Here is an 18599-nt window from a genome sequence, read left to right on the forward strand (position 1 = left end):
TTACCGCAAATCAAAATGAATAAAATAACGTGTCTCACCATCGATAATGCTGCATTCAATGACTTTAAATCGAAAGACCCTTTTATACAACGACATTGGGCGGGGGGCCGATGTCGCCAAAAGATCGGTAAATCCGCGGTCAGCCAGCATCTGGCAAGTTTGTCCCCACAACCTTTTATCTATTTTATTTTTTTCTGAAAACAATGTCAGGATTTCGCAAATACGCGTTTTTTCCTTCGGTTGCGGAGAGAAACAGAACCCGTATTCACTGAATTGAAATTCTCTCTCAGCCACATTAAAAGCTATAGCACCAATGATAGAATCTCTTTCGTGAAGATTGAATACCATTTGATCACTATAGGAAATCTTTGTTTTGATCCGTGCGTATGTATCGTCAAACTCCCATATCTTTCGGATAAGATTCTGTTTTTCAAGATGAATATAAGCCTTGTAAAACCTTTCCTCATAATTGTTTAATGCCGTCAAATCGCTTGTATTAAGCAGTTGCAGGTTTGGGAGGTCTGTATCTATTTTTTCCTCCGCGGAAACATGGCTCATTTCGTATTTTCCTCCCAAGATCGCTCATTGTATTTGTATATAGATCGATTCCTACCGCCCTTTCGTCCACCTCGCATTTTCGTCAATAATTGACAGACAACGACAGTATACCAACCCGTCCTCCCAAATCGCTCCCAAAATAAAAAAACAGAGAGTCGCTCTCTCTGTTTATCCCGCTACGTTAATATGCGAAAAGGTCAAATCATCTACTACGTTTCCGTCGATTTGCGTATAAACGCTGCCGCTAGCTTGCGGATCTCCTCCGCAGGCGCTACGTTAAGCTCTGCTTCCAGCCTTCTGACATACTGCTCGTATATCGTACGAAAGGAACCGATCTCCCCGTCTTCGGCATAATGGCGAAGAAGCTCTCCGGTCATTTCCTCATCGAGCGGAGCATGCTGTAAATAGACGCGAAGCGTCTCTTTCGCCGCTGAACGCTCCCCGATTCGCCGGTAATAGGCGGTCAACATACGGGCAAGACCGGCTTGCTGCGCTGCAATCTCGGCAGCCAGCCCTGCACTCCAACTATAATCCTTGCCGCCGAACAAGGAACCGGCATGCGACCGCAGCAGCTTGGCGGCTTCCGCCGCGTTCCGCATATCGATCTCCGACGTACGGTTCATGAAATCCCGGAAACGTTCCAAATCCGAGAAATCGGGAGATATTTGCAGCCGGTATCCTTCATTGCTGTGCGATAAATCCATGCTCACGCCGGCATCCTTCAGCGCTTTTTTCATCCGGTAAACCGAATTGTGCACGTTATGGAGCGCACGATCTTCATCCAGGTCCGGCCAGAGCAGGTCGGCCAGCTGCCATTGTCCCACAAGCCGGTTCGGATACGCCAGCATATAAGCGAAAAGTTCTTCTGTCTTGCGGGTCGGCCAGTTGATCAGGCTTCCGTTCGCCCCCCTTGTTTCGAAGGTGCCGATGCAGCGCGCGATCGGCTCCTTATCCACCGCGATAACGGGTCGATGCCCCGAACGCATGACGTGAAGCTTCAACAATCTTGCCGCTACCCGCTCCAGCTCCTCCGAAGTGACCGGCTTCAGCAAATAATCGGCCGCATGGACGCGGAACGCTTCTACCGCATAATCGGGATACGCCGTTGTGAATACGATCTGAAGCTCCTCATTTTGCGCTTTTAACTTTTCTGCAAGCTGTATACCGCCCATTTTCGGCATCTCGACATCGAGAAACACGGCGTCGGGCTTCAGCTCCTCATGGCGATCCAGAGCGGCAAGCGGACTGGCGAACGATCCGGCAACTTGCAGCAGCGGATGCTCCCCGACCAGTCTCTCCATCAAATCCAAAATCGGTTGCTCATCTTCCACAATCATGACGCGAAGCAAACGTACTCCCCCTCCAGCTAGAATCAGAAAAACCGCGGCAAATGCTAACTAACCTGCCGTTTTTGCCGTCTCTCGTTTCGGCAAATAAACGACGACCCTTGTTCCTTTCTCCAAGGCGGAATCAATGGATACACTCGCGCCCGGTAATGACATCAGCCGTTTGCGGACATTGGTCATTCCAATGCCGGAACCTTCAGGACGTTCGCCTGCATTCAATTGATACAGCACATCATCCGCCATCCCTACACCGTCGTCGGCAATCTCGAACCTGACATATCCGTTCCCGTCCGTAATCGATAACGTCACGGTTCCAACTCCATCCTTTTCAAAAATGCCATGCCGAATCGCATTCTCAACAAATGGCTGAATCGTGAAAAAAGGGATCAAAACCGAGTCCAACCCGAAATCCTGCTGGAGCTTAAAGGAGAGGCGATCGCCGAATCGCGCCTTCTCGATCTCCACATAAGCCCGAATGAGATCCATTTCTACGCCGAGCGACACATAGGACGTGTGAAGTTCCGTCTGAAAGACCGTTCGCAAATAGCGGCTCAACATAGATAGAAGGTAAGCTGCTTTTTTTCCATCCGTGTAACAGAATGAAACGATGCTGCTAATCGCATTGTACAGAAAATGCGGCTTGATTTGCGCTTGCAGAAACGCGATCTCATTGCGCATGGCCTGATCCATCGAAGTTTTCATCGACAATAACGTTCGAACCCGCGCGGCTAACGTCCTCGAATCGAATGGCTTGGCAATAAAGTCATTTCCTCCGGCCCCGAAGCAAAGCTCGATATCGTACAAGGAATCCTTTACCGTGGCAAAAAGAACGGGCAGTTCAAGCACGGAGCGCGTTTCCCGCACGGTTCGGCACAAGTCGATGCCCGAGATTTCAGGCATCATGACATCCACAATCATCAGATCAACGCGCGGATAAGCCTCGAGCTTACAAAGCGCCTCCTTGGCGGAAAAAGCCGTCAACACGTTATATTCTTCTCTCAACAAGTTGAGTAAAATTCTCACGTTCGACGCTTCGTCGTCGACAACCAGTACGGTGATCTCCCGCATCGGATCGACGACATCCAGTTGCATATGTGACGTGGAGGCCAGTCTGCTTCCGGATGCCGCCGATAACATCAATGGTCCGGTCATTTCAGCATTGCCAACTTGAGCGGCCGGCAGGGTGAAAGTCATTCGTGTACCTTGTCCCGGTTCGGACCGTTCAACATAAATACGACCGCCCATTCTCTCGATCAGTTTCCGACTGATATAGAGACCGAGTCCCATTCCCGTAAATCCGTCGTTAGGCATGACCTGATTCGCCTGTTCGAAATAACCGAATATCGCTTCATGGCTTTCAGGCGGAATGCCGACCCCCGTATCCTCGACAGACACGACCAATAGGTCTTCCTCCGATGCGGCGCTGATTTCGATACGACCTTTTTTCGTATGCTTCATGGCATTGTGAATCAGGTTGTACAGCACCTGCCGTACCCGATTCTCATCCGCAGCGGCGATTGTGCCGGGCGGAATACGGTTCTCTAAGCGCACATCCTTGCCTGTCAATTCAAATTCCAGTACTTGAAACGCCGTCTCGGAGGCGACGCGAAGATCCACCGCTGACCGCTCCAGAAGCAGATCGCCATGCTTCAACCGGACAACATCAACCAAATCGCCCACGAGCGCAGACAGTTTGGTCGACGTATCATGAATGAGCGAAAGCTCCGTCCGCTGCCTATCGGATAACATGCCTGCTTTGCCGTCCAGCAAATAGGAAGCGATGTTCTGAATGCCGTGCAAAGGCGTTTTCAACTCATGCGACGTATTTGCCAGAAATTCGTCCTTCAGTTTATCGTGAACGAGCAGCTGCTCCGTCAATTTCTCGTTCTGTTCTGTTGCTGAAGTCAGCCGCAGCGCGAGCAGCGTATTCATGAACATGATGACGGCAAGAAAGGCCATCCGGCGTCCCATGTCGGTCTGTACCATACCGAGCGAGTAGAGAAATCCGACCAGCAGGATCATGGTGACGGAGATTAGCATGCCAACCACCAATATAGCTTCCTTCTGCTTGAGTTGCCCATCCTTCTTCAAGACGAGTCTGACGGCTCGATATAAGTAGAAAGCGACCACCAGCGTAACGTAATTCCAAGGCCAATTGGCGACTTTGGAGTATACCTCGTAAGGCAGTGTAAGGACGGCTCCCAAATAGAGAGCGATCGGCGAAAGCAGCAAAGCGAGATGTCTGCGTGTCAGCAGCTTGCCCTCCAGATGATAGAGGAAGATACCGAGCACGGCAATATTGGAGAATCCGCCAAGGTTATACATTTTGTGATACATTTCATTTGAAATGCCCGGCACGAGCTGCAACACGAGCTTGTCGCCGTCCAGCACGACGAGTACCATCAAGGTTAGAAAGTAAAGTCCGCTGTAAAGGTACGCTTTGTCTTTCAGTCGCATGACGTAAATGCTGAGGTGGTACCCGCCAAACAGAAGCAGGATAAACAGACCGAAAAATTCGAAAGCGAACAAAATGCGGTCTAACCGTAGAATGTCGGCCTGCGAGCCGAAGTACAAATCCTCGAAGCCGCCGCCATTCGACAGGGTGAAATTGGCTACCTGAAGGATGATTTCCATCTCCGGCCCTTGTCCCCAGGCGAACGTGCTGTAAGGCTTGTTGCCTGCCTTGTAATCTTGGTTGGCGGCAGTGGCCGGGTTTCCTCCATTGCCAAGCAATAGTCCGTTCACGTAAAAGCGGTGCGACGAGTTAACGTTCGATATCCGGAACCCATACCGGCTTCCGGGCACGGGCAGCTTCACGGTCAACCGATAGGTTCCATATTTGGTCTGGCTTGCTTTGTCGACAGGAACGCTGCCGTACCACGCATTCGGAATATGGGCGGTGTAGGATGACGTGACAGATGTTCCCCCATTGCGGAAATCATCCGGTGTCAAGAGTGCATTCGGGTAAAAGCTCCACTCCCCGTTAAGCGCGATGAAGCTTCTCTGGCTGAAATCCCACCGGCTCAGATCGAGATCGCCCTGCCGTGCTGTCGGCGCCTCCCGATCGGGAACCGTAAATTGGTAAAGCGCGATTAGAAGAACGAACGAGATCAGCGGGACGAGCGCAACCCCCGCCGCCCGATAACCGAATCGTATTCCCTGTCGTAAATTCAAGCTTCGCATCGCCGCCCTCCATTCCAACATCTCCTTGCCGCATTTGTTCCGCAGTGCTTGTATGCTGAATCATACCATAGCATACTCTCAATATCCTCGCTGTTTTATAGAGAGTCATCATGTACTACATTCTATAAGAATACAATCCCAAACTACTCACAAAAAATAAGACCTGGCAACCTCCTGCTCCAAACAGCCAACCGACAGGAATGCTGCGCATAAAGGTAGTGTCGCTGGTGATCCAGACGTGCATAGAGGAACGGGCACTACACATAAAAACAGATTAATTGATCCGAATCTCGTAATCTCAAAAAATGAAAACCAGTCCGTCACTAAGTTACAGTGCCGGACTGGTTTTCCATTTACCGCATGCTATTAATTTAAGCTGCTCCACGCGGGCTTCTTCTTACCAGAAAGAAATAAGCCAGCATGGCTGCAGCGCTCGTCAATAAAATAATGACGCCCAACGGAACGGCAGTATCTTCACCCGCAATGCCGACTAGCGGAGAAACGACTGCTCCGAGCAAGAAGGGAATGACCCCAAGCAGCGCAGCAGCGCTCCCCGCCATATGACCCTGGCTCTCCATCGCAAGCGGGAATGCTGCCGTAGATGTAATGCCGATTGCCGCTACGAAGAAAAACAGCGGAATTACCAATGCGAAAAGCGGTCCATGAACGATGGCCACCACTAAGACAGCGACGCTTGCCAAACAGGCAAGCCATAGGCCCAACAATAAAAAAGCGTGTTCGGATACGCGATGCGCCATCCGACCTACAAGTTGGGAGCCGATGATCAGGCTGATGCCGTTCGACCCGAACAAAAGAGCGAATACGGTCGGCGAGGCCCCGTAAATATTTTGATAAATAAAGGGCGTTCCCGAAACATAAGCGAAGACTCCCGCAATCATAATACCCTGTGCCAGCATATAGCCGGCAAACTGCCGATCTCGCAGAAGCGATCCAAAGTTCCTCAGCTGCTGCACGAAATTGCTGGGCCTGCGGAGATCGGATGGCAGAGTCTCCTGCAGCCTCCATTTAGTCATCGTCAAAAGGTAGATGCCCAGCAGTGCCAGCGCTATAAATACGCCGACCCAAGTAGTGAAAGAAAGAACCCCGCTACCGGTTACCGGTGCCACGAGCGGTCCCAAATTACCGACAAGCAGAAGCAGCGAGAAAAATTTTGTGAGCTCGTGACCGGTGTACAGGTCGCGTGCGATCGCGCGGGAAATGACAATGCCTGCGGAAGCGGCAAACCCCTGCACAAACCGGAATGCGATCAACAGTCCGATATTTGGCGAGAATGCGCAAGCTAACGAGGCGGCTACATAAACGGCCATGGAGATAAGCAGCGGATTGCGTCTACCGTAAACATCGCTTAGCGAACCCATGACGAGCTGTCCGATGCCAAGTCCGAGCAAACAAGCGGTCAGGCTGAGCTGCACCAGCGAAGCTGTCGTATCGAATTGCTTCACAATCTCCGGGAACGCCGGTAAATACATATCGATCGTAAAAGGCCCGAGCGTCGAAAATAAACCGAGCAGCAAAGCAAGTCTAAACACATGCTGATTGTTCTTGTTGGTCATAATAAAGCGAATCTCCTATTCTTCATTCCATATCCGAGTCTCTTACTCTCTATTTCGCTTTCGAATTTGCACAAGATCCGGAAACCGGCTTGTATGTTTCAAAGCAAAGAGTCTGTTTTTCATCCTATCACAACTGTACGGATTCCGACAACAAAATAAGTGTGTGAGCTGTCGTATTCATGTCCTGCAGAATCGAACGATAATGAGGCAAAAGTTTAAGAGTTGAAACGCTACTATCCTTGTTGTTATTGAACTTTATATTCCGTTAGCGCAACAGGCTGCCTATTCGGCAGCCTGCACATGTTACCTACGCTATTAGTTGATTTACTTATAATCCAAAATGCTCACGAATTAGTCTAAATTGTTCTTCAACACTTAAGCTAGTAGTTCTTTCAATAGTCTTAATACCATTTTTAACACAGGCATTTCTAATATCACAAGAAACCTTTACCATGTTTTTGTTTCCATTTTTGATTGTTTCCGCTGGATTAACTGTAAGGTTAATAACATCCAAAATCATCTTATGGTCTTCCCTGAAGAAATAGAGCCTTTCTATTTCTTCATCGGACGTATAAAGACATATCATTCTTTCTTTAGGAATAAAGGGCAATATTTGTTCGGGCATAATTCCTAAATCTATTATAATTGGTGTATCGGTAGGCATTTTCAACAAATCGATAACAAGAAACTCCATCATTTCTTCGACAATTTGAAAAAGCCATTCACAATGTTCATCATTGGGTTTATTAAACCATTTGTCCCAATCCAAATCAGGATGAGGATATTGAAGGGCAGGGTATTCAATAGGGCTAGTGAATGGTCTATATTTTAAGACATTATCCTCTAGTGTTTGAAATCCTAACTCCTCAATAAATTTCTTTGTCATTGTGGTCTTGCCCGCGCAACAACCACCATTTAACCAATAAACATGCTTTAATTGTTCTTTTAGATAATTATCATTAATTTTCATATTTCTCCTCCTCAAATGTTAATTTTGAGGAAGCTGGCGGATTCTTATCGGCTTTCTATAATAGTGAAAGTACAAATTAAATCCTCCTTTCTATAATATCCCAATAACATTCGACTAACTGGGTATTAATTCCTCTTACATTCTCTATCCTGCCCATTCTCTCGCTAATTGTTCCTCAACTTCCGGTCACTCCTTCCTTCCCGTCGTTTGTTCAGAACGAATAAACTAATAAGAACAATAGATTCCGACTATTAACACCAAGAAACCGCGTAGCATCAAGCCTTCGCGGTTTTTTTAAAAAATTGACGTTCCAGCGCATGCAATTGCTTATTGAGATCCGAAGATATTTCGTCAGAAATTCCGGTTAATGTGATTTTTTGGGTGTTGATTTTAAGCCGTACCTGTCGTTCCCGTTCCGTCTGGGCCATCTATAAGATCCACCAGGCCAATACCAATGGTGGTGATCGCCGCTGCCTTCCCCAGCTTCTTTACGCCTTCTTTAAGCAGCTCTTTATCGTTTTCTTTCATGCCTGTCACCATATCTTTCCCGCTTTCAACCACGTATTCGATCCCATAGCCGATACCTTTAACAGTTGTACTTACCACATCTCCAAGCTCGCCTATTCCCGTCTTCGCTTGCCGATTATCAGCCGTTAACAAGCCTGCGCCGACATCCCATACGCCGCTCGCCGCTTGCCCTGCAATTTCACCCGTCTTAGCGGTTACTCTTTCTACATCATTGCCGATCTCTTTAATGTAATTGCTATTAACGAGCTCACCGGCAACACGCACAGTACCTCCAATCACTAGCCCTGTCACATCGCCCGCCAGCTTCCCAATGCCTCTCAGAAAATCCATCTAAAGCACCTCTTTATCTCAAATTATTATATATTGACTGTTGACACACTTGTTTAGTCATTATTATATTTGAGTACCGGTATTAACAGGAACAGACCTGCGGCTTTATTTGAACTGGACTTTAGTCGGAGGAAAGCTATTCGATTAATCGCTAACTCATTGGGCTGCTTTCCTGGTAGCTCCTTACCGCCTAGGCGGAAAGGCAAGAATACGGGAGTGCACCGCTTATTCACTCAAGGACACATCCTCAAAGGAATGCATCATCTATAGCGATGGATTACCGCTTAAGTCTCGCCTGCCCCCATCCCATTGGGGTATTCTCATAAAGATGACGCCGGTTCGGCCAGGTTATTCCATCGGTTGACTCACTAGCATATGGTAAAGCCCTTTGACCGCCATCAATTCCTCATGCGTGCCCGACTCCGCGATCACCCCTTGATCCAGAACGAGGATCCGGTCCGCATGCCGGACTGTGCTCAGCCTGTGCGCGATGATGAGGGTCGTCCGATCTTCGAGGATCGTCCTCATATTGCGCTGAATCGTCTGCTCGGATTCATTGTCGAGCGCGCTTGTCGCTTCATCGAAAATCAATATGGGCGGGTTGCCCATCAAGGCCCGGGCGATGGCAATGCGCTGGCGCTGCCCGCCGGACAGGTTTGCTCCCCGCTCTCCGACATGCGTCTCGTACCCGCTCGGGAAACTCATCACGAACTCGTGCGCGCCGGCCAGCATAGCCGCCGCTATCACTTGATCCATCGACGCTTCGGGAAGCTGGTAGGCGATGTTCTCGCGGATCGAACCGCTAAAGAGTGCCGCTTCTTGCTGCACGACCCCGATCTGCTTGCGCAGCGTAACGGCCTGCACCTGCATCAGGTCGTGCCCGTCGATGCGAATCGTCCCGCTGCTAGGCGCGTAGAGCCTCAGCAGCAAATTCGCCAGCGTGGATTTCCCGGACCCGCTTCTCCCCACGATGGCGATCGTCTGGCCCGGCGCCAGCTCGAAGGAAATATTTTGCAGCACATTTTTCCCGTCGGCCTCGTAGCGAAACGAGACGCGTTCGAAGGCTATCGCCCCCTGAAGCTTCGGCAGCGCCGTCAATCGGCTCGGATCGGCTTCCTCCCGTTCGGTCTCGAACACATCGTCCAACCGCTCCAAAGCGATCCGCACGCCCTGAAACTCGTCCCACATGCCGATCAAGCTCAGCGCCGCCTGGGTCACGAGCGCATATACCGCGCTGAAAGCCATCAATTCCCCGACCGTCAGTTTCTCCCCGATAATCAATTCGGCTCCGGCATACAGTACCGTAACGCTGCTTAAGGTCTGCAGCACCGTGGCGACGGAACCGGAGAAGATGCCGAGTTTCCATCCCTTCATCTGCACGAACGTCGTTTGGCGAAATTTGCTCTCCACTTTCTTCCGCACTTCGTCTTCAGCTGCAAGAGCCTTCACGGTACGCATGGAGCCGATCGTTTCCACTAATGCGTTTTGCAGATCGACATTGGCTTGGAACTGATGTCGGCTGTTGCGCTTCATGAGCGGGGTCACGATCAGCGTCAGCGCGATGAAGCAGGGGATGAACGCCAATGCGAGCCAAGCCAGCACGACGTTGTAGGTAAACATGACGGTCATGTACACAATGATCGTCATCACGTTCAACACGGCGTTCATGCTATTCGTAACGAGGAATTGCCGGATCACCTGATTCTCCCCGGCGCGCGTCAAGATGTCGCCCACCTTCCGCGTGGCGAAGTAGCGCATAGGCAAACGAAATACGTGCCGATAGAAACCCATGAGCATGTCGATGTCGATCTTGATGAACGTCCCCGCGATGACCCATTCCCGGATCGCTTGCACGAGCATGGTCAGCACGGACACCCCTAACATGACGACCAGCATCACATTCAAGTCCTCATACTGGCGGCCGATCAGCACCCGGTCGATCACTCGCTGCGTGAACAGCGGGAGCGCCAGATGAATGACCTGCAGAAGCAAGGTCAGCCAGACGAGATGGAACAGCCCTTGCTTATGCGAGGCAAAATACGCCCAGTATCGGCCAAACGACGGCTTCGACTCTTCCTGCGCGAATAAAGCTTCGGTCGGCTTCAAGAGCACCGCATTCAGCGTCCAGCCCTTCAAAAAATCGGCGTGCGTATACGTCAGCAGCCCGATACTCGGGTCGGCGACGGTTACATGACGGTCCTCGACTTGCACGACCACGACATAGTGCTTGCCCTGCCAATGGGCGATCACCGGCATCGGCTGCTCGGCCAGTCCCTTCATGCTGCTGCGGACCGCCTCCGCTTGGAAGCCGATCGCTTCGGCAGTTTTGCATAGATGGAAGATCGTGCTGCCCTCCAAGCCTACCTGCGCCAGCTCCCTCAGCCGATGGATGCTCAGTCGCTTGCCATAGTGCCGGGCGATCATCGAGAGGCAGGTCGGGCCGCAGTCCATCTCGCTTTGCTGCAGGAGCACCGGGAACCGGTTCCGGAATCGCCATGTTCTCCGCCCGCCATATCGCTGCCGCTTCTCCCGATCGGCTTCCTCGGCCATGCTTGGTTCGTCCCCCGCGCTTGCATCCGCCGCGGCCGTGTTCGTTTCCGTCTTTAGCAAGATGTCCGCAGGCTGCCGGTAAGCGGAAGCAATGCCGATGATCGTGGCTCTAACTTTCGGATAAGCCGCGATCAACCGGTCGAAATCCTGCTTGGCCAAGCTGAAAACGGACACCGCTCCATCCGCCACTACGCTGGCCTGCCGGGGACCTCCTGTCAGCAGCGCCAGCTCTCCGAAAAATTCGCCGGCTTGGACCGTATTCAACTTCCGGCCTCCCTCGCTGTCCTTCAGGACGGAAGCCGTGCCTGAACGAAGAATATAAAAAGCGTCTCCCGCTTCCCCTTCACGGACGATCGCTTGACCCGGGGCATATTCCTTTATCACCATAATATCCAGCAGGGAGCGCAGCTCCTGATGCTGCAGCGGGGCGAACAGCGCCGTCCGCTTGAGAAACTTGCGCATCGACTCATCGGCCAGCTGTTCGAGCAAATACCCCTTCAATTCCGGATGGGCGTCGATCAATTGCATGAACATCGACCTGGACAGCCGCAGCAGCTCCAACTGCGTCGAAGCCCGCAGCGTAAGCTCCTGCAAGTCCTCATTCAGCAGGGCTTCCTGTCCGAAATGCGAGCCGGATTCCATCAAGCCCAGATTGATTTCGTTCCCGTTCGGCTCCGTCCCGATCATGCGCACTTTGCCCGCGATGACGAGATAGAATGCATCTCCCCGCTCCCCGGCCTGAACAATCGTGTCCCCCATCTGGTAGGACACCTGTTCGAAGGAGGCGGCAACCTTCGCTTTCTCCTGCGGCAACAGCACCTGAAAAATAGGAATCGTGTCCAATATCATAGATTGTGAATAATCTAGCATTCCCGAGCCTCCCGAACGTTCCCCCTCATGCTTCCCCTGCCAAATCGCGCCAAAGTTTCACATCGACGTTTGCTTGATTCACGGCTTCGTCCAGCCAGGCTTCAAATAGCTGATCCGCCAACTGCAGCCGAAGCTCTCCGGTCAGTGCCGCCGAATTCACTTCCCACACATGCAGCAATCGGTAGCAGGAGCCAAATGGAAACGGTCCCACCGTACTTCCGGCTTCCGCCCCAAACACCAAGGCTTCCTCTTCACCGCTCAGCTCGGCTCGTCCGACCCATCCGACGTAGCCTCCGTCATACCGGCTGCCGCCGATCACGCTATACGTTTGCGCCAGCTCGTAGAACGACCCGCCCTCTTCCAGCTGAAACCGTAGCTCCAGCGCCTGTTCCCGGGTTCGGAGCGCCAATTGCGACACACAGGCCCGATCGAAGGCAAGCCGATTCTCCAGGAAATAGGCGTCGACCCGAGCCTCCGTCACGAGACGCTTCACCTTCTCGGTCAGCAGACGGGCCCGAGCCTCCTCGAAAAGATCGGTTGTCGCCAGCCCGTGCCTCCTCAGCCAAGCTTTCGTCTCCGCCGCGCTGTACAATCCCATTTGCTGCCGCATCGCATTCGCCGCCGCTTTCCACTCTTGCTCGTCGGCCGGCAGACCGTGCTGTTCCGCCACCGCCAAGATCACAGCTCTTCGTATGCCGTCCTCGACCGTTGTGAATCGGCCTGTCATTGCCGCCAGCTTGAGGATGTCGCGCAATCGCCATTCCGTTCCGTTCACGCTTAACGCTACCTGCTCCATCGCTTTCATTTTTCAGTCCCCTCACCAAGAAAAACGGAAGAAACCTAACCAACGTTAGGTTTCTTCCCTTTAGCAACGATTTGCACAAACCGCTTTCATTCGACCCCGACACGACAGCAGCGGAGCGGCCCCGCGGCCTAAGCTCCGTTTGGAGCTTAAAAAGGTCTGGTAGGCGTGACGGGCGTGACTATCCCGCCTGGTTGGGGCGCATTCATGTTTGGATTTGTCAACGTACCTGGTGCCCCTTGCGCGGGTGGGGGTTTAATGCCCTGAGGAGGCATATAGCCGAATTGGCCAGTAGCTCTGGGATCGATGTATCCAACTATTACTAACTGGCCGTTGATTACTTGTACGATGGGGGTCCGTTCTCCTTCTCCTCCGGCTGCTTCTTTCATTTCCTGCTCAGTTAATGGCTTCTCCAAATCATCAAGCTCAAAATCTTTTGCTGTTTTGTCATTGGACATTGCTAGTTCCTCCCGTTCATTAGCAAATCTAACTTAATCGATGTAACCGTTCTTTAAAGCACGATAGCTCTAGAAGAATGATGAGTGCAGCATGAAAGCTATAATATAAGTATAGTTCAGCTCAATAAAAGAATAATGAAAGATTCCGGCTATAAATAGCAAGAAACCGCGTAATATCAAGCCTTTGCGGTTTTTAAAAATGACGGACTTTTTTTAATGAATAGCGTCGATGTTGCCAAATCATTATTTTCAAATCTACTGATACTAAAATTACAACAAATACCGCTTCGATATGCTCCTTTGAAAATTCAAGCCCCCCGTTAGGAACGCTTTCGTTGTGAATGACCGCCATTGGCTGCAGTACCTTCTCCATTCGGCTCATAAAAAAAGCTCAACCCAAGCTCCAGCGAGGTTGAACCTTTTGGTTGTTTTAACGGCAAGCTTTAAGGCCACCCTTAGTGGGTGGACTTTTCTTCTATCTCGATTTGTTCAAAATTCTTATGCCGATCTAACTCTTCCGAAAACCGTTCACATACGCCTGCCCTTCCCTCGGCGATGCTGCCGATCATTTCCGTGGCAGCATCGTTGGTTCTGGAGCTCTTGTACCCGTCGTGTTTTGAGGTCAGCCAGTTTTACTGGACAATCCCCATAACACCGTCTGAACGATCGCCGCGGCAGGATACAATTTGGATTTTTCCGCCTCAAAACTTTATGTACTATAGTTAGGAGTAGTACAATATTACAAGATGAATAAGGAAGCGAGAGTGAAAAAAGTGAATACAAGAGTTGCAAAAGAATTTGACTATCCCGCTTTAAGGAAAATTTACTTGGAATCACGCCGTAAAAATTTTTATTGGGCGGATACAGAAGCAATGACTTTAGATGATTTTGATAAGCATACGGAAGGAGAGTATATTATTTTAGCAGAGGAGGATAATCGAATCCTCGGATTTGCTTCTCTCTATTTGCCGGATAACTTTATCCATAATTTATTCGTTCACCCCGATTTCTTCGGTATGAGTGTTGGCGGATTGTTGCTTCATGCCTCTATAGAAAAAATGAACAAACCAATAAGATTGAAATGCATATCGGAAAATCATGCGGCGATAAAATTTTATGAGCATAAAGGCTGGAAAAAAATCGTTGAAGAAGGTAATCCATCAGAGAAATACTGGGTTATGGAATACAAATAACAGTATTAGGCGGTATTCTTTCTGTGCCGGATTTAAGGATGCGCCGTCCATCCCGCATCGTTTTCCTCACGTGCGGGAACCGTGCAGGTTTCGCCTTCTGTACTCTTCGGGAGTGATGCCGTTCTGCTTTTTGAAAAAGCGAATGAACGCCATGCTGGAATGATAGCCCGTTTTCTCCGCGATATCCTGAATTTTCATGGCCGGCCTCTGCAGCAACTCCTTCGCCTTCGCGTTCCGAATGTCCGCAATATAGTCCGAGAGCCCGTTCCCCGTCGTTTGCTTGTAGAACCGCGAGAAGTAGGACGGATTGAAATTGACATGCCCAGCCAGCGTGGCCAAGGTCAGATCGTCCGCAATTTGCGCCTCGATGTAAGCATGGATTTTATCGATCACATCATTCGCATTCACGTTCGCCGCACTCCGCTTGCATTTGAAAATCGTCGCGGCAAAGATACGGAAACAGCCGCCGATCGTCTCCCACGAGCCTTCCTCGCCGGACTGAATGCGCTTATACAGCGTTCGCAGCACATCTAATTCGTCCTGCAGGCCGCAGGCAGCCAAATTCGGGATGTAAACGGCGTTAAGCGCGTGCAAGCATTCGAGCTTATGCATATGCCCGGTCGCATTGCCAAGCAGGAACGCATTCAACTCGCCGAACAGCTTGTCGAACTCGGCTTCGCGCCCGCTTTCCAGATATTCGCCCAATAGACGGACTTTGTGCAGCTGAAAATAAGCCGTGCCCGCTTGTACGGCTGTCTCCTCCGCCTCCGGCTGAGCGGCTTCGGCCTGCTTTCGCCCGATTGCAATCCGAAGCTCGCGGAGCGTGCCGCGGACGGCCTCCGATCCGAACGGCACATCGCTCATGGCAACCCCGCCGTCCGCATCGAGCAGCTCCCGGTATGCTTGCTGAACCAAGCTGCGGGCGGCGTCTTCTTCGCAGATCGCATCGATTGCCTTTTCGATCGTCCGAATGATTTTCCGGTCGTCCTCAACCTTGAGAATATACTCGAACCCGCCAAGGGACATCGCGCTGCGCACGTATTCAAAGTCGTCGTATGCCGTAAGAAAGATGACCTTGCAATGCGGCCAGCGGTGCCGGATCTCTTTCAGCAGGTCGATTCCCTCCATGCCCGGCATCTTTATGTCGCAAAGTACAATGTCGATCCGTTCGCTCCGCAACACATCGAGCGCTTTCGAGCCGGAATACGCTTTATAAAGCTTGACGTTTAAATGAGCCGCCTCTTGCAGCAGCCCTTCCAGCCCGTCCGCCACGATCGGCATATCGTCAACGATGAGCAACCTGTACATCGGATTCCACCTCCTGCCATGGCCTCAGTTTAATTTGCACGTGCAGCCCCCCGAGCAGCGAACGGTTGAACGAGATGCCGCAGTCTTCCCCATAACGCAATTGAATGCGTCGATGAACGTTCGCAATTCCGTTCGAATCGTCGAGCTCTCCTCCATCGTTTCCCAGTATGCCGTTCAAACGGCCGATCGTACGGTCGTCCAGCTTGCTCCCGTTATCCTCCACGTGCACGAGCAGAAAGCCCCCCTCTCTCTCCATATGTACCCAAAGAAACCCGTTTTCCTCCTGTTTCTCAAACACATGCTTGTACACGTTCTCAATAATCGGCTGAAGCACGAGCCGGATCACCATTCCGCCTTCGGCCACCCATTCGGGAACCTGGAATTCGACCCGAACCCGATCACCCAAGCAAACAGTCTGGATATGGACGTAGGTTTGGGCATGTTTGATTTCAAGCGCGAGCGGAATTTCATCCGCCCGATCGCGCGTCACATACTGAAAGTAATTCCCCATGTAGGTGCAGAATTGATATGCCCGTTCCGTATCGACCGTTTTGATCAGGCGGCACAGGACAAAAAAACAATTATACAGGAAATGAGGATTGATTTGCGATTGAAGCCGCTTCAATTCCGACCTCTGGCTTCGAATTTTCTGTTCATACACTTCCTGTATTAAGCTTTTCTGCCGATCGACCATATCGTTAAAGCCCCGATACAAAAAGCCGAATTCGTCTTTCCGGTTTTCCGGCAGCGTCGGGTACGTGTGAGCATCCCACATTTTGTTGAAGGCGCGGACGATTTTGTTCATCGGGCGGCGGATCACGTTGTTGATCGAATACGAGAACAGGATGATGATTAACACGGACGCAGCGGACAAAACCCAGAACCAGTTCTTAAGTGTCGTCAATGCGCCGAGCACATAAGTCTCCGGCGTGAACGTAACCAGATAGGCATTGATCGAGGATGAATACCGGTACGAGACGATCATCCGCTGGTTTTCCATGGAAATCGTCGACACTCCGTTCTGCCCTCCCTGTGTCTGGCGGTTCTGTAAAAATTGCTTCAAAGCATCGATATTTGAAGCGCTAACATTTCTTGCAATCGACCAGTCCTGCTTCAAGTTGATCAGCGCCGCGCTCCCTTCGCCGGGTGTAACGACGGTCGACAGCATGTCGTCTACTTGCTCGATCGAAAGCTCGATGCCCAGCACGAAAATCGGCTTGCGCTTCGCGTTGGACGGATAGTCGAGGCCGAGGAATAATCGGTTGTCCCAATAAATGAGCGGTCCTCCGCTTTTATTTCCTTGCAGCGCCTCCATTTCCGGCATATCGATGCTTGCGTCGTAGCTCGTACTCGAGACGGTTCTGCCGATTAGCGGAACATACGCTTTGGCGTCGGCGATGAACAAACTCGAGTATTTCATCAGGTAGAGCCGCCGCTGTAAAGCGTTGACAAGCTCCAGCCGCTCGTATTCGCTGATTTGATCGCCGATCGCGCTGAGCTTCCGCAGGTCCTGGTCGACGACATATTCAGGCATGGAGGCGGAGATTCTATCGATTTCCCGCTCCAGCACGTTCATGAAATAATCGGTTCGCGCTTTGATCGACTCGGTCATCTCGTTCCGGATGCCGTCCGACCCTTTCTTGTTCATGCTAAGCGTTATCAGATACAGCGGCGTGATGACAAGAAAAAACGTAAGAAACAGCTTCAAAAAAATCGAAGGATTTTTCAATTCATGAATGAGCCTCATTTGCGGACCCCCGCCCCGTCTCTATATTGTCTTTATATTTGCATGGTTTCGGCGGATTCGGCAAATGAAACATTTTACAGATGCTACAAACAAAAACAAGCGCCTGCGGCATCCTTTGGACGCCAAACGTTTACCGAGAAGTCAAGCCACATCCGCGATATATTTTCCGAGACCTCAAGGATAAACGATTTCGCCGTTCTTGAAACTAATAAAATCTGATCGTTTATACAAAAAAGCAAAAATAAGAGGCCTGACGGCAACCTCTTATACATGCTTCAGTCCTTTTTATTCTTTTACGCTGCCCATAACGATCCCTTTGATAAAAAAGCGCTGCAGGAACGGGTAGACTATCAATATCGGAAAAGCGGCGACGAAAATTTGCGCGGCGGTACTCGTCCGGTCCGACAGCTGCCGCAAAATATCCAGCTCCTCCGAGGAAATGAACCGAAAATCTTTCTTGATGATAATGGTCTGCAGGAAGGTCTGCAGCGGATAATTTTCGGGACGGTTCATCAGGATAAGACCGTCGAACCAGCTGTTCCAATGCCCTACGATCGTAAACAATCCGATTGTCGCCAAAGCCGGCGTCGATAACGGCAAATAAATTTTAAACAGTGTCACGAAATGGTTCGCTCCGTCTATTTTCGCCGATTCCTCCAGTTCCTTGGGGAGCCCGCGGTAAAAGTTCAACAGTAAAATGACGTTGAAGACCGGCACGGCGCCCGGCAGGACAAGCGCCCAGATCGTATCCATCAGACCGGTCGCCTTGATCGTCATATACCATGGAATCAAACCGCCGCCGAACAGGATCGTGATGACGAAGTACCAAGCATATACGGTGCGGAACTTGAAATGCGACGTCTCTTTCGACAATGGATATGCGGCCAGCACCGTGAGCAGCATGCTGATGGAGGTACCGAGCGCCACCCGCTTTAGCGTCACCAAAAACGCTGTGAAATATTGCGGCTTGCTCATGATATTTTGATAGGCTACGGTCGTAAACTCGACGGGCCACAGCGTCACCTTCCCGGCAGCGGCCGCAGAACCCGAACTGAAGGACAGAGCCAGTATATGGATCATGGGCAAAATGCACATCAAGGAGAGCGCGCCGAGAAACAGGTAGTTGAACACGGTGAATGTCAATCTGCCCGGGGTCATTCGGGTTTTCAATGGGCCTCCCCC

At 50.9% G+C, this 18599-nt stretch carries 14 protein-coding genes; 1 reads left to right on the plus strand and 13 read right to left on the minus strand.

What is annotated here, in order from left to right; genetic code table 11:
* From DQG23_RS09375 to DQG23_RS41780, 10 genes are all read right to left on the minus strand, one after another.
* Entirely contained in the window at positions 1 to 558 is a 558-nt protein-coding gene (locus tag DQG23_RS09375) for a hypothetical protein (protein WP_113030570.1), read from the minus strand.
* Between the two features lie 209 nt (positions 559 to 767).
* Positions 768 to 1907 carry a response regulator gene (locus DQG23_RS09380; RefSeq protein WP_113030571.1) on the minus strand — a complete coding sequence of 380 codons (1140 nt, stop codon included), beginning with the start codon at positions 1905 to 1907 and terminating at the stop codon, positions 768 to 770.
* 48 nt (positions 1908 to 1955) lie between these two features.
* A complete protein-coding gene (locus tag DQG23_RS09385) occupies positions 1956 to 5078 on the minus strand; it encodes a hybrid sensor histidine kinase/response regulator (RefSeq protein ID WP_238177817.1) in 3123 nt (1040 codons plus the stop codon).
* A gap of 380 nt (positions 5079 to 5458) precedes the next feature.
* Positions 5459 to 6661, minus strand: a complete 1203-nt coding sequence (locus DQG23_RS09390; protein ID WP_113030573.1) for a Bcr/CflA family efflux MFS transporter — start codon at positions 6659 to 6661, stop codon at positions 5459 to 5461.
* A gap of 328 nt (positions 6662 to 6989) precedes the next feature.
* The gene (locus DQG23_RS09395) at positions 6990 to 7631 is read right to left on the minus strand and encodes a DEAD/DEAH box helicase family protein (protein ID WP_113030574.1); all 642 of its coding nucleotides are present in this window, start codon (positions 7629 to 7631) and stop codon (positions 6990 to 6992) included.
* A gap of 390 nt (positions 7632 to 8021) precedes the next feature.
* The gene (locus DQG23_RS09400) at positions 8022 to 8489 is read right to left on the minus strand and encodes a hypothetical protein (protein WP_113030575.1); all 468 of its coding nucleotides are present in this window, start codon (positions 8487 to 8489) and stop codon (positions 8022 to 8024) included.
* A 348-nt stretch (positions 8490 to 8837) separates the two neighbouring features.
* Complete coding sequence (locus DQG23_RS09405; protein ID WP_113030576.1) at positions 8838 to 11909, minus strand: peptidase domain-containing ABC transporter; 3072 nt, start codon at positions 11907 to 11909, stop codon at positions 8838 to 8840.
* Between the two features lie 25 nt (positions 11910 to 11934).
* Positions 11935 to 12714, minus strand: a complete 780-nt coding sequence (locus tag DQG23_RS09410) for a foldase protein PrsA (RefSeq protein ID WP_113030577.1) — start codon at positions 12712 to 12714, stop codon at positions 11935 to 11937.
* Positions 12715 to 12860: 146 nt separating this feature from the next.
* Positions 12861 to 13169 carry a hypothetical protein gene (locus DQG23_RS09415; protein ID WP_113030578.1) on the minus strand — a complete coding sequence of 103 codons (309 nt, stop codon included), beginning with the start codon at positions 13167 to 13169 and terminating at the stop codon, positions 12861 to 12863.
* Positions 13170 to 13362: 193 nt separating this feature from the next.
* Positions 13363 to 13551 carry a hypothetical protein gene (locus DQG23_RS41780; protein ID WP_146762270.1) on the minus strand — a complete coding sequence of 63 codons (189 nt, stop codon included), beginning with the start codon at positions 13549 to 13551 and terminating at the stop codon, positions 13363 to 13365.
* Positions 13552 to 13942: 391 nt separating this feature from the next.
* Between DQG23_RS41780 and DQG23_RS09420 the strand changes: the two genes are divergently transcribed.
* On the plus strand, positions 13943 to 14362 hold the full coding sequence (locus tag DQG23_RS09420; protein ID WP_113030799.1) for a GNAT family N-acetyltransferase: 420 nt from the start codon (positions 13943 to 13945) through the stop codon (positions 14360 to 14362).
* A 66-nt stretch (positions 14363 to 14428) separates the two neighbouring features.
* Here the strand turns inward: DQG23_RS09420 and DQG23_RS09425 are convergent, their stop codons facing one another.
* From DQG23_RS09425 to DQG23_RS09435, 3 genes are all read right to left on the minus strand, one after another.
* Complete coding sequence (locus DQG23_RS09425) at positions 14429 to 15670, minus strand: response regulator (RefSeq protein WP_113030579.1); 1242 nt, start codon at positions 15668 to 15670, stop codon at positions 14429 to 14431.
* Entirely contained in the window at positions 15648 to 17417 is a 1770-nt protein-coding gene (locus tag DQG23_RS09430) for a sensor histidine kinase (protein ID WP_113030580.1), read from the minus strand. Before DQG23_RS09430 ends, DQG23_RS09425 begins: the two co-directional genes overlap by 23 nt.
* Before the next feature lie 285 nt (positions 17418 to 17702).
* Entirely contained in the window at positions 17703 to 18575 is an 873-nt protein-coding gene (locus DQG23_RS09435) for a carbohydrate ABC transporter permease (RefSeq protein WP_113030800.1), read from the minus strand.
* Positions 18576 to 18599 lie beyond the last annotated feature (24 nt).

Origin of the sequence: Paenibacillus contaminans (assembly GCF_003285015.1) — a bacterium.
GTDB lineage: Bacteria > Bacillota > Bacilli > Paenibacillales > NBRC-103111 > Paenibacillus_V > Paenibacillus_V contaminans.